14 protein-coding genes are annotated in these 11,940 nt (G+C 67.4%); 11 read left to right on the forward strand and 3 right to left on the reverse strand.

From position 1 onward, the window contains the following. The first annotated feature begins 20 nt into the window (after positions 1–20). The 3 genes from KBY70_RS10790 to rlmN are packed head-to-tail and all read left to right on the forward strand — an operon-like array spanning position 21 to position 5,403. On the forward strand, positions 21–4,136 hold the full coding sequence (locus KBY70_RS10790; protein WP_254988509.1) for a DNA-directed RNA polymerase subunit beta': 4,116 nt from the start codon (positions 21–23) through the stop codon (positions 4,134–4,136). 5 nt (positions 4,137–4,141) lie between these two features. Further along, a complete protein-coding gene (locus KBY70_RS10795) occupies positions 4,142–4,315 on the forward strand; it encodes a chlorophyll a/b-binding protein (RefSeq protein WP_094561570.1) in 174 nt (57 codons plus the stop codon). Positions 4,316–4,353: 38 nt separating this feature from the next. Beyond that, positions 4,354–5,403 carry a 23S rRNA (adenine(2503)-C(2))-methyltransferase RlmN gene (gene rlmN / locus KBY70_RS10800; protein ID WP_094561569.1) on the forward strand — a complete coding sequence of 350 codons (1,050 nt, stop codon included), beginning with the start codon at positions 4,354–4,356 and terminating at the stop codon, positions 5,401–5,403. On the opposite strand, the gene KBY70_RS10805 is transcribed toward rlmN, so the two are convergent. Continuing rightward, on the reverse strand, positions 5,404–6,672 hold the full coding sequence (locus KBY70_RS10805; RefSeq protein ID WP_254988510.1) for an AmpG family muropeptide MFS transporter: 1,269 nt from the start codon (positions 6,670–6,672) through the stop codon (positions 5,404–5,406). Positions 6,673–6,741: 69 nt separating this feature from the next. Between KBY70_RS10805 and KBY70_RS10810 the strand changes: the two genes are divergently transcribed. The 6 genes from KBY70_RS10810 to KBY70_RS10835 all read left to right on the forward strand — a co-directional run bounded on the left by KBY70_RS10810 (position 6,742) and on the right by KBY70_RS10835 (position 10,084). Then, positions 6,742–6,867: a hypothetical protein gene (locus KBY70_RS10810; protein WP_254931229.1), complete on the forward strand. Its 126-nt coding sequence runs from the start codon at positions 6,742–6,744 to the stop codon at positions 6,865–6,867. 9 nt (positions 6,868–6,876) lie between these two features. Then, positions 6,877–7,725 (forward strand): HEAT repeat domain-containing protein, encoded by an 849-nt coding sequence (locus KBY70_RS10815; RefSeq protein ID WP_409996055.1) that lies wholly within the window; start codon positions 6,877–6,879, stop codon positions 7,723–7,725. Between the two features lie 90 nt (positions 7,726–7,815). Next, positions 7,816–8,043 (forward strand): DUF2997 domain-containing protein, encoded by a 228-nt coding sequence (locus KBY70_RS10820; RefSeq protein WP_254988511.1) that lies wholly within the window; start codon positions 7,816–7,818, stop codon positions 8,041–8,043. 21 nt (positions 8,044–8,064) lie between these two features. Continuing rightward, a complete protein-coding gene (locus tag KBY70_RS10825; protein WP_254988512.1) occupies positions 8,065–8,454 on the forward strand; it encodes a DUF1257 domain-containing protein in 390 nt (129 codons plus the stop codon). Between the two features lie 50 nt (positions 8,455–8,504). After that, positions 8,505–8,870: a ferredoxin gene (locus KBY70_RS10830; protein ID WP_094561550.1), complete on the forward strand. Its 366-nt coding sequence runs from the start codon at positions 8,505–8,507 to the stop codon at positions 8,868–8,870. Next, positions 8,870–10,084: an aldo/keto reductase gene (locus KBY70_RS10835; protein ID WP_254988513.1), complete on the forward strand. Its 1,215-nt coding sequence runs from the start codon at positions 8,870–8,872 to the stop codon at positions 10,082–10,084. Before KBY70_RS10830 ends, KBY70_RS10835 begins: the two co-directional genes overlap by 1 nt. Here KBY70_RS10835 and rsmG read toward each other — a convergent pair. Further along, positions 10,062–10,838: a 16S rRNA (guanine(527)-N(7))-methyltransferase RsmG gene (gene rsmG, locus KBY70_RS10840; protein WP_094561548.1), complete on the reverse strand. Its 777-nt coding sequence runs from the start codon at positions 10,836–10,838 to the stop codon at positions 10,062–10,064. The genes KBY70_RS10835 and rsmG overlap by 23 nt on opposite strands. A 95-nt stretch (positions 10,839–10,933) precedes the next feature. Between rsmG and KBY70_RS10845 the strand changes: the two genes are divergently transcribed. Further along, positions 10,934–11,446, forward strand: a complete 513-nt coding sequence (locus tag KBY70_RS10845; protein ID WP_094561547.1) for a J domain-containing protein — start codon at positions 10,934–10,936, stop codon at positions 11,444–11,446. Next, the gene (locus KBY70_RS10850; RefSeq protein ID WP_094561546.1) at positions 11,443–11,709 is read left to right on the forward strand and encodes a DUF3143 domain-containing protein; all 267 of its coding nucleotides are present in this window, start codon (positions 11,443–11,445) and stop codon (positions 11,707–11,709) included. Before KBY70_RS10845 ends, KBY70_RS10850 begins: the two co-directional genes overlap by 4 nt. A gap of 70 nt (positions 11,710–11,779) precedes the next feature. On the opposite strand, the gene KBY70_RS10855 is transcribed toward KBY70_RS10850, so the two are convergent. Continuing rightward, complete coding sequence (locus KBY70_RS10855) at positions 11,780–11,935, reverse strand: hypothetical protein (RefSeq protein WP_198953899.1); 156 nt, start codon at positions 11,933–11,935, stop codon at positions 11,780–11,782. Positions 11,936–11,940: the final 5 nt, after the last annotated feature.

Raw genomic sequence — 11,940 nt, forward strand, 5'->3', positions numbered from 1 at the left:
TCTTTCCTCCGCGCGCAGCCATGACCGCCACCCCCGCCAAGAAAACCACCAAGAAGAGCGCCAAAAAGGCCGCCGAGGCTGCTGCCCTGGAAACTGCCGCCATCGCCGCGGTAGCCGCCAGCAAAGCCCTCAGCAAGCAGGCGCCGCCGTTCCGCAATCGCGTGATCGACAAGAAGGCCCTGCGCAACCTCGTGGCCTGGGCGTACAAGCACCACGGCACCGCCGCCACGGCCTCGATGGCCGACGAGCTGAAGGACCTGGGTTTCCACTACGCCACCCAGGCGGCCGTGTCGATTTCCGTCGACGACCTGCGCATCCCCGGTGATAAGGCGGCGTTGCTGGCAGAAGCCGAAGAGCAGATCACCGAAACCGAAGAGCGCTACCGCCTCGGCGAGATCACCGAGGTGGAGCGTCACACCAAGGTGATCGACACCTGGACCGAAACGAACGAACGTCTCGTGGCGGCCGTGCGCCGCAATTTCAACGACAACGATCCACTCAACTCGGTGTGGATGATGGCCAACTCCGGCGCCCGGGGCAATATGTCCCAGGTGCGCCAGCTGGTGGGCATGCGCGGCCTGATGGCCAACCCGCAAGGGGAAATCATCGACTTGCCGATCCGCACCAACTTCCGTGAGGGCCTCACCGTCACGGAATACGTGATCTCCTCCTACGGCGCCCGCAAGGGCCTCGTCGACACGGCTCTGCGCACCGCTGACTCGGGCTACCTCACCCGGCGTCTGGTGGACGTGGCTCAGGACGTGATCGTGCGCGAGGACGACTGCGGCACCACCCGCAGCATCCCGATCGACGCCGATGAGAAGGGCGCTTTCGGCAGCAAGCTGATCGGCCGTCTAGCGGCCGAGCCGGTGGTGGCTGAAGACGGCGAAACCCTGGTGGAGCGCGATGGCGAGATCGACGCCCCCCTGTCGCGGCGGATCGAAGCCGGTGGCGTGAAAACCGTAAAGGTGCGCTCCCCGCTCACCTGTGAAGCCTCCCGTTCGGTGTGCCGCAAGTGCTACGGCTGGGCCCTGGCCCACAACCAGTTGGTGGATCTGGGCGAGGCTGTCGGCATCGTCGCCGCCCAGTCGATCGGTGAGCCTGGAACCCAGCTCACCATGCGGACCTTCCACACCGGTGGTGTGTCCACGGCTGAAACCGGTGTGGTGCGCTCCCTGGTGGATGGCACAGTTGAATTCGGTCCCAAGGCCCGGGTGCGCCCCTTCCGGACCCCCCACGGCGTGGAGGCCCAGCTCGCAGAAACCGATTTCACCCTCACCGTTAAACCCACCGGCAAGGGCAAGATCCAGAAGCTCGACATCGTCAACGGCTCGATCCTGTTTGTGGCCGACGGCGACACCGTTCCCGGTGACACGATCCTGGCCCAGATTGCGGCTGGTGTGACGGTCAAGAAGAGCGTTGAGAAGGCCACCAAGGATGTGATCTGCGACCTGGCTGGCCAGGTGCGCTATGAGGTCGCGATTCAGCCCAAGGAGGTCACCGACCGCCAGGGCAACATCACCCTCAAGGCCCAGCGCCTGGGCCGGATGTGGGTGTTCAGCGGCGATGTCTACAACCTGCCCCCCAATGCCTTGCCCGTGGTAGAGGGCAACAAGGCCGTCACCACCGGTGAGGTGTTGGCGGAAAGCCGCCTGGTGAGCGAATACGGCGGTGCCGTGCGCCTGCGGGAGAGCGCCGGCGACTCCCGCGAAGTGCAGATCGTTACCGCCAGCCTCACCCTCAAGGACTGCAAGTTGGTGGGCGAATCCACCCACTCCGGTGAGATCTGGCACCTGGAGGGTAAGGACAACATCCGCTACCGCCTCAACACGGCCCCCGGCAGCAAGATCGCCAATGGCGAAGTAATCGCTGAGCTGGCCGACGACCGTTTCCGCACCCAAACCGGTGGCACCGTCAAATTTGCGCCCGGCCTAGCGATCAAGAAAGCCCGCAGCGCCAAGAACGGCTACGAGGTGAGCAAGGGCGGCACCCTGCTGTGGATCCCCCAGGAAACCCACGAGATCAACAAGGACATCTCCCTGTTGATGATCGAGGACGGTCAGTGGATTGAAGCCGGCACCGAGGTGGTGAAGGACATCTTTAGCCAAACCGCCGGCATCGTCACGGTGACCCAGAAGAACGACATTCTGAGGGAAATCATTGTGCGCTCCGGCACCTTGCATCTGGTGTCCGATAGCAAGACCCTCGCCAAATATGCCGATGGCAAGATGGCGACTCCGGGCGAAGAGATCACCAAGGGGCTCAAGACCGAGGCCATGGTGTTCGTCGAGGCGGTCGATACACCGGATGGCGGCGCGCTGCTGTTGCGCCCGGTGGAGGAGTACGCCATCCCCGATGCAGCCCACCTGCCTGAGCTGGGCACGGTGAAGCAGTCCGGCGGCCCCTCGCTGAACCTCAAGGCCACCCAGCGTCTGGCCTTCAAGGATGGCGAGCTGATCAAGAGCGTGGATGGCGTTGAGCTGCTGCGCACGCAACTGATCCTGGAAACCATCGACACCACCCCCCAGATGACGGTGGATGTGGAGGCCGTGTCCGACAAGCGGGCCAAGACGATTGAGCGCCTGCAGCTCACCATCCTGGAAACCCTGCTTGTGCGGCGCGACACCCTCTCCGATGCGAGCCATGGTTCAACCCACACCGATCTTCAGGTGGAAGATGGAATCGCGGTGAAGCGTGGAGATGTGGTGGCCACCACCCAGATCCTCTGCAAAGAAGATGGGGTGGTGCAGCTGCCCGATCTGGTCGATGGCGAACCGATCCGCCGCCTGATCGTGGAGCGCGACGGCGACACCCGCACCATCGAACTGGGTTCGGCCAAGCCTGAGGTCGGCCTCGACCAGCGGATTGTGGATGGCGACCGGCTGGCCGAGGGTGTCGAAGCCCCCTGCTGCGGGCAGGTGGAGGCCATCAACGGCAGCACCCTCACCATCCGCCTGGGCCGCCCCTACATGGTGTCGCCCGACTCGGTGCTGCACGTGCGCGACGGCGAGCTGGTGCAGCGGGGTGATGGCCTGGCCCTGCTCGTGTTTGAGCGCCAGAAGACCGGTGACATCGTGCAGGGTCTGCCCCGGATTGAGGAACTGCTCGAAGCCCGCCGTCCGCGGGAATCGACGATCCTCTGCCGCAAGAGTGGCACCGTGCAGATCAAGCAGGGCGAAGACGACGACTCCATTACCGTCTCGGTGATTGAGCATGACGACGCCATCACCGAGTACCCGATCCTGCTGGGCCGCAACGTGATGGTGAGCGATGGCCAGCAGGTGAGCGCCGGTGAGTCGCTGACCGACGGCCCGATCAACCCCCACGAGCTGCTGGAGTGCTTCTTCGAAGACCTGCGCAGCCGCAAGCCCACAATGGAAGCGGCCCAGGAGGCGATCTCCAAGCTGCAGTTCCGGATGGTGACCGAGGTGCAGAACGTCTACAAGAGCCAGGGCGTCTCGATTAGCGACAAGCACATCGAGGTGATCGTGCGCCAGATGACCAGCAAGGTGCGCATTGAGGACGCCGGGGACACCACCCTGCTGCCCGGTGAGCTGATCGAGCTGCGTCAGGTGGAGCAAGTAAACAGCGCCATGGCGATCACCGGTGGGGCTCCCGCCGAATTCACGCCGGTGCTGCTGGGCATCACCAAGGCCTCGCTCAACACCGACAGCTTCATCTCGGCGGCCTCCTTCCAGGAGACCACCCGGGTGCTCACCGAAGCTGCCATCGAGGGCAAGAGCGACTGGCTGCGTGGCCTCAAAGAGAACGTGATCATCGGTCGTCTGATCCCGGCTGGTACCGGCTTCAGCGGCTTCGAAGAGGAGCTGCGGGCTGAGGCCGGCCCCCATCCCGACATCCTCGAGGAAGATGCCATGGGCTATCGCCGCATGCAGAACCTGCGTCCCGACTACACCGTCGAGATGCCGGCTCCGGCCGCGTCGATGGCAGTGCTTGACGATCCCTCCGATGCGGATCTGGAGGCCACCCGCAGCCGCCATGGCATCGAGGCCAGTGCCAGCGGGCTGGCGGCGTTCACCCGCCCCAACCTGGATGACGCCCTGGAGGAGGAGCTGATCGCCGATCCTGCAGCTCTCGAGGGTCTTCAGGAAGAGGGACTGCTCACCGATGAGTGATCACCATGGCTAATTCCCTGCGCACCAGCCTGAACACGCCGGTGCCCCAGCGCCGGCTGCCCCGCTTCGGCTTCCACACCCACACCGAGCTGCTCAATGGCCGCCTGGCCATGCTGGGCTTTATTGCCCTGGTGGCCGTGGAATGGAAGCTGGGGCACGGGCTGCTGATCTGGCCTTGAGCACCGAGCCGGCTGCGCCTGCCTTGCCCCTGTTGGGGATGGGCCTGCCGGCGCTGGAGCACTGGGCTACCGCCCACGGCCAGGCCGCTTTCCGCGGCCGTCAACTGCACGACTGGCTCTACGCCAAGGGGGTTCGCAGCCTCGAGGGGGTGACTGTGTTGCCCAAAGCCTTTCGCGAGCACCTCGCGGCCCAACCCCCTTCTGGGGCCTTCGATTGGATCGGCCGCTCCCGGGAGCTGCACCGCAGCGTGGCCCGCGATGGCACCACCAAGCTGTTGCTGGGCACGGCCGACGGCCTCAGCATCGAAACCGTTGGCATCCCCGCCGAGGGACGGCTCACGGTTTGCGTGAGCAGTCAGGTGGGCTGCCCGATGGCCTGCCGCTTCTGCGCCACGGGCAAGGGCGGCCTTCAGCGCTCTCTGGCGGTGCACGAGATCGTCGACCAGGTGCTCAGCGTGCGCGAGGTGATGGATGCGCGCCCTAGCCACGTGGTGTTCATGGGCATGGGCGAGCCCCTGCTCAACAGCGAGGCGGTGCTGGATGCGATCCATTGCCTCTGCACCGACCTGGGCATGGCCCAGCGCCAGATCACGGTGAGCACCGTGGGGGTGCCGAAAACCCTGCCCACCCTGGCCGAGCGGGCCCTGGAGCGCCTGGGCCGCGCCCAGTTCACCCTGGCGGTGAGCCTGCATGCGCCGGATCAGCGGCTGCGCGAAGAGCTGATCCCCACAGCCCATGCCTATCCGCTCGAGGCCTTGCTGGACGACTGTCGCCGCTATGTGGCCATCACCGGCCGGCGGGTGAGTTTTGAATACATCCTGCTGGGCGGGCTCAACGACCAGCCCCGCCATGCCGTCGCCCTGGCCCAGCTGCTGCGGGGCTTCCAGAGCCATGTCAATTTGATTCCCTACAACCCGATCGCCGAGGAGGAATTCCAGCGGCCGGCTCCCGGCGCGGTGGAGGCCTTTCGCCAGGCCCTGCAGCAGCGTCATGTGGCCGTGAGCGTGCGCGCCAGTCGGGGTCTCGATGCCGACGCCGCCTGCGGCCAGCTGCGCCGGCGGCTTGAGGGGAGCCTGCAGCCGGCTTGATCAGGTGGGGTCTTTGGCGGGATCGAAGGCCCCCTTGGCCCCGTCGCCGTTCCAGGGGGTGAGCCAGGCCATCAGCAGGAAGGCCGGCAGGGAGGAGGCCACGGTGAGCAGGAAGAAACTGCTCCAGCCCACACCTTCGGCCACAAAACCAGCTTGGCCGGAGAGCACCGAGCGGCTCAGGGCGTAGACCCCAGAGAGCAGGGCGTACTGGGTGGCGGAGAAGCGGGGGTTGCAGAGGCTCATCAGCAGGGCCACGAACGCAGCGCCCACCAGCCCGCCGCCCAGGTTTTCCAGCCCCACCGCCATCAGCAGGGCCGGCATGCCGCCCTTGAAGCTCGCCAGGCCCCAGTAGGACAAGTTTCCCGCCGCCCCCACCAGGGCAAACACCCAAAGCGATCGGTTCATGCCCAACCTGGCGAACAGGATGCCGCCGAGGATCGTGCCGACGATGGTGGCGCCGATGCCCCAGCCGGCCAGCACCGAGCCCACCACCTCCGGCGGGAATCCCTGCTGGATCAGGAAGGGCACGGCCATCACGTTGAGCAGGCCATCGGGCCAGCGGTAGAGCAGCACCAGGGCCAGCAACATCAAGGCTCGGCCAGGGCCGGTGCGGTGCAGGAACTCCCAGGCCGGCCCTGCCACCGCCTGGCGCAGGCTGGACACCTGGTGCTGGATCGGCGGCAGTTTCGGGGCCGTCAGGGTGAAGGGCACCACCAGCAGCATCAGCACCGCCGAGCCAAGGAAGGCCAGGGGCCAGCCGCTGCGGCCGGCCAGGATGAAGCCACCGGCGCCGATGGCGAGCATGGCGCCGCGGTAGCCGAGGTTGGTGGCGGCGGCGCCGCCACCCCGCTCCCGTTCGGGCAGCAGGTCGGTGCGGTACGCATCCACCACGATGTCCTGGGTGGCGCTCACCAGGGCCAGCAGCAGGGCCATCAGGCCGATGGCCGTCAGGCTGGCGGGATCCTGGCTGGGCCGCAGCAGGGCCATGGCAGCGATCACCAGCACCAGCAGCAGCTGCAGCAGCAGCAGCCAGCCCCGCCGCCGGTCGGGCCAGGGGATCGGCCAGCGATCCAGGGCCGGCGCCCAAAACATCTTCAAGGTGTAGGGCAGTTCGGCGTAGGCCAACAGGCCGATCAGCCCGAGCGGCACGCCGGAGGCGGTGAGCCAGCCCTGCAGGAGCTTGGTGCCCACCATGTAGGGCGTGCCGCTGGCCACCCCTTCGGCCGCCACCGCGGTGAAGCGCCGCCAGGTGCCGGAGGACGGGGCCATCAAGCGGGGGGCAGTTCGGCGAACACTAGGGGCGATGATGGGTCCAGGCGCTCGCTCACCCCCAAGGCTGTGCAATTTTTTCGCTCCACCCTGCTGCCGGCCGCCATCGTGGTGCTGTTCGGATTGGCGCTCTTTGCCGTGAGTGCTCGGATCTGGTTGCCCGGCGACATGGCTGCCCCCGCCCCGATCGGCTGAGTCCCCGTCGTGAGCCTTTCCCCGCAGCCCGATCAGCCCCAGCCTGACCAGCCGTCAGGGCCCTTCGGCGACAGTCCCCAGCAGCTGCACCTCGACCCTGAGGTGCTGGCCCAGGAATTGGCGGAGGAGCTGCTCGGCGATCCCCTCGACGACCTGGAGACCAGCGATCCAACGGCCAGCGACGTGGCCGCTGAATGCGACCAGGGTTTGGTGTTGTTGCGCGCTGAGGCTGGCGGCAGCACCCACGAGCAGTGCATGCAGGGGTTGCGCATCTTTTGTGAGCACCGCGATCCGCGGGCCCTGCCGCTGCTGTTGCCCCTATTGGCGGTGAGCTGCCCGATCCTGCGGATGAGTGCGGTGTATGCCCTGGGCCGCAACCCCAGCCCCCTGGCGGTGGAGCCGCTGCTGGCCCTGCTGGGCTCCGACGACAACGGCTATGTGCGCAAGGCGGTGGCCTGGAGCCTGGGCAACTACCCGGATGCGCCGGTGCTCAATCCCCTGATCCGCTCGCTCCAGGTGGATATCGCCGCCGTGCGCCTCTGGGCTGCGAGCTCTCTGGCGGAGGCGGGCTCCACCGGAGCGGCGAAGGCCGATCCGGCGGCGGCCCAGTTGCTGCTGAGCTTGCGCATCGATAGCGAGCCGGCCGTGCGCAGCAACAGCGCCTGGGCCCTGGGTCGCCTCTATGGCGACCTGGTGCAGCCCCGCCAGCAGGTGGTGGTGGAATCGCTGTTGCACGCCATGCTTCACGACGCGGAGCCGAGCGTGCGCGATGAGGCGCGGCTGGCCCTCGAGCAGCTGGAGCAACCCGAGGTGCTCGAACGCCTGCAGACGCTGGTGGATGAGGGCCTGCTCAGCTGACGCTGACGAAGCTGACGCGTCCCCGGGCCCAGCCTCTCGCCCAGCCATCAGAAATCGCGGCTAACATGTATAAACCTGTCCAGGCCTGGGATGGATCAGTACACCATCAGTTTTCGGATCCGGCCCGATGGCCGCGTTGAAGAGTTGGTGGAAGGGGTGCGGGGGTTGGGTTGCGAGCAGCTCACCGAGCGGATCGAGGCCCGGCTCGGGGCTGTACAACAGCGTGAGCGCACGGCCGCGGCCTTCCAGTCCCACGACCAGGTTCAAGGCGAGGTCCAGCCCCTAGGGCAATCCCTGGCCAATCCCACCTCCCTGTAAACCGTCGCTGCTCCTGAACCGATGTCGCACTTCAGCACGATCAAGACCGAGCTCCGCGATCGCCAGGCCCTGCTGGAGGCGCTCCGGGATCTGGGCCTCGACCCTCGCGAGGGCGCCTTGCCGGTGCGCGGCTACCGCGGCCAGACGCTGGAGGCCCAACTGGCAGTGGCCCAGCCCAACGGCGCCGACATCGGGTTTCGTTTCAACCCGGAAACCGGGAGCTATGAGCTCGTAACAGACCTGGATCTGTGGAAGCAGCCGGTGCCGGTCGAGCGCTTCATCGCCCAGCTCAACCAGCGCTATGCCCTGCGCACCATCCTGGCGGCCACCGCCGAGGAGGGCTTCCAGGTGAGTGAGCAGATCCAGCAACAGGACGGCACTATTGAGCTGGTGGTGACCCGCTGGGCCTAGCTGTTGTGAGCTCCTCCGGCAGGGTGGATCCAGCACTGGCTTTCACAGTGATGCCCCCAGGGGCCGAGGCGCAGCGCACCGGCCTGGAGCCTCTGCTCGGAGGCTCCCTGCGCCAGAAAGCGGTGTGGGTCGATGAGGCGGTCTGCATCGGCTGTCGCTACTGCGCCCATGTGGCCACCAATACGTTTGTGGTGGAGCCCGATTGGGGGCGCTCCCGCGCCATCCGCCAGGACGGTGACACCACCGAGCTGATCCAGGAGGCTATCGACACCTGTCCCGTCGATTGCATTCATTGGGTGGCCTACGAGCAGCTGCCTAGGCTGCAACAACAGCTGGCGGATCAGGAGATCCTGCCCCTGGGGGTCCCCTCTCCAGCGCGTCCCAAGCGCACCCTGCCGCGGCGGGAGTCGTCCTGATGCTTCCCACCCGGCGGTTCGGCCGCACCGAGCTGGCCATGCCGGTGCTCTCCCTGGGCTGCATGCGCTTTCAGCAGAGCTGGACCGACCTGCCGCCCGATCAGATCACCGCGGCGAGTCAGGCCAACCTGCGCACCATCCTGGAGAAGGCGGTGCCGGCGGGCTTCCACCACATCGAGACGGCCCGTCACTACGGCACCTCGGAGCGGCAGCTGGGCTGGCTGCTCGACCAGGTGCCCGATCCCCTGCGCATCCTGCAGACCAAGGTGCCGCCCCACCCGGAGCCGGAGGCCTTTGAGGCCGAGCTGCGCACCAGCTTTGAGCGCCTCGGGGTGGCGTGGGTGGATCTGGTGACGCTCCACGGCCTCAATCAACCGGAGCACCTCGAGCAGAGCCTGCGGCCCGCCGGTTGCCGCGAGGTGCTGCGGCGCTGGCAGGCCGAGGGCCGAATCGGCCATGTGGGCTTCTCCACCCACGCTCCCCTGCCCCTGATCTGCGAGGCGATCGCCAGCGACGCCTTCGACTACATCAACCTCCACTGGTATTTCATCCGCCAGGACAACCGCCCTGCCATCGCGCTGGCCCAGGCCCACGACATGGGGGTGTTTGTGATCAGCCCCACCGACAAGGGCGGCCATCTGCATACGCCCTCCGCTCGCCTGAGCGCCCTGTGCGCGCCGCTGCACCCGATCACCTTCAACGATCTGTTCTGCCTGTCTGAATTGGGTTCTGCAGGGGTGCCGGCGGTCCATACCCTCAGCGTCGGAGCAGCCCGTCCTGAAGATCTCGACCTGCACATCGAGGCAGTGGCGCAGCTGGACCAGGCCAGTGCCCTGGTGCCCCCGGTGCTCGAGCGCCTGGAGCAGGCCCGCCGGGACGCCCTTGATCCGGCCTGGCTGGCCAGCTGGGAGCAGGGCTTGCCGGAGTGGTCTGAGGTGCCGGGGCAGATCAACGTGCAGGTGTTGCTCTGGCTGCACAACCTCCTCGAGGCCTGGGATCTCGAGGGCTTTGCCCGGGCCCGCTACGGGTTGCTCGGCCAGGGCGGCCACTGGTTTCCCGGCCGCAATGCCGACCTTCTCGACGACGCGGTGAGCGAGGCGGAGCTGCGGGCCGCTCTCGCCCGCAGCCCTTGGGTCGATCAGATCCCCGCGATCCTGCGGGGCCTGCGCAGCCGCCTGGGCGGCCAGACCGTCACCCGGCTGATGGGCTCGTGACGGCTGCCGTTGTGGCTGCGGCTCCCAGCGGTTGCTTGGCCGGGACTCCGACCGCTCGGGGGTAGGCGGGGGGACAAGGGGCTAGGGGCTTCACCAGCAGCGCGTGGCGAATGCCCCGGCCGTGGGGGAGTTCCCGATTCAGGCACTGGTCGGTGCGGGCCTTCAGGGGGGCCAGGGCGGCGTCGAGCTCGCGCTGATCCGCCGGCGACCACTGGCCGCGATACAGCAGCGCCAGGCCGTTGGGGTGCAGCAGTGGCACCAGGTATTCGGCCACCACCGGCGCACTGGCCACAGCCCGGGCCAGGGCCCAGTCGAATTGGCCGCGGCAGGCCTTCTGCCGCCCTGTGCGTTCAATCCGCTCGCAGCGCAGCTGCACCCGTTCGCCCAGCCCCAGGGTGTCGGCCATGGCCTGCACGGCCTCCACCTTGCGGCCCACTGAATCCACCAGGGTCAGCTGGGCCTGGGGAAAGGCGATCGCCACCGCCAGGCCGGGGAAGCCGCCGCCGGTGCCCACATCGATCAACCGGAGGGGCGCCTGGGCGGCCTCCGTCTGCAGCAGGGGCACCAGGGGCCAGAGGCTGTCGAACACCTGGGCGATCCAGAAGTCGTCGCCTTCCACCAGCCGGGTCAGGTTGAGCTTGCGGTTCCACTGGCGCAGCTGCTCCTGCAGCTCGGCCAGCAGCTGCTCCTGGCCGGAGCTGGGCTGCCACCCGAGTTCTTGCCAGAGGGCGTTGCCGGTGAGGGTGGGGGCCATCCAGCCTGGCAGTGGGGTTGTGATCTCTAGGATCCCGCAGAACGGATCTCCCCGCCGGATCTCGCAGTCCCGCTTCCCTTGCCGCTGCCGTCTCCTTGGCCAGCTCCTCTTCCAGCCCACCACCCAGCTCGCCATCCAGCTCCCGGCCCAGCCACTACGCGCTGCTGCAGGTGCCGGAGACGGCCTCGCGCCAGGAGCTGCGCCAGGCCTTCCGCGGGTTGAGCAAGCGGTATCACCCCGACACCACCGTTTTGCCGGCAGGCGAAGCGGCCGCTGCCTTTCAGCGCCTGCAACAGGCCTATGCGGTGCTCAGTGATCCTGTGTTGCGCCAGCGTTACGACGCCCAGCTCCATCCCTCCCCAGCACCGTTGCCGCCATCCCCGCCGTCGCTGGCGGGGGATGTCCCTCGGCCGACCTCGGTGCGTCGGGATCTCTCCGGCGGGGAGTGGTTAGCCCTGCTGCTGCTGGGGTTTGCCCTGGTGCTGAGCCTGGTGCTTGGGGTGGGTGTGGCCTGGATGCGCGGTGCCGAGCTGGTGCAGTGGCCCAGTTGGTGGACGCAGGCGCAGGCCGCCAATGCCACCGGCGCCATGACAGGGTTGGCGCCATGACCGAGTTGCCCAGCCCCCAGACCCCGCTGTATCACCATCCGCTCCCGGCCCTGGAGCTCTGGCTGGAGCAGCTGGGTGCCCGGCGCCAGCGGGCCAACTCCTGCCTCTGGGACCTGCATCGTCCCGATTGGAGCGCCCTGGTGGAACTGGAGGTGGAGGAACTCAAGGTGAGCTGGCACCGCGACGGCGAAGTGTCGGTGCGCCACTTTCCCTACGGCCTGTCGCGGGCGGATGCCGAAGCGGTGATCCTGGCCGGTCCTTAGGGGTCCAGCGCTTTCTCTGATCCGTTCAGGGGGCAGGCCCAGGCTCGGTGATAGAGGTCAGCGCCAGAGCTCAGCGGCAGATGTCACTGCGGCGCTCGCTGGCCGTGGACACGGGTCCGCAATTGACCCAGCGCACCAGCGAATCCTCCACGTCGGTGAACAGCACCAACACACCACCGCACAACAGCACCAGCACGCCACTCACCAGCCAGTGTTGTTTGGTCATCCGGG

Origin of the sequence: Cyanobium sp. ATX 6E8, assembly GCF_024346335.1 — a bacterium.
Lineage (GTDB): Bacteria > Cyanobacteriota > Cyanobacteriia > PCC-6307 > Cyanobiaceae > Cyanobium_A.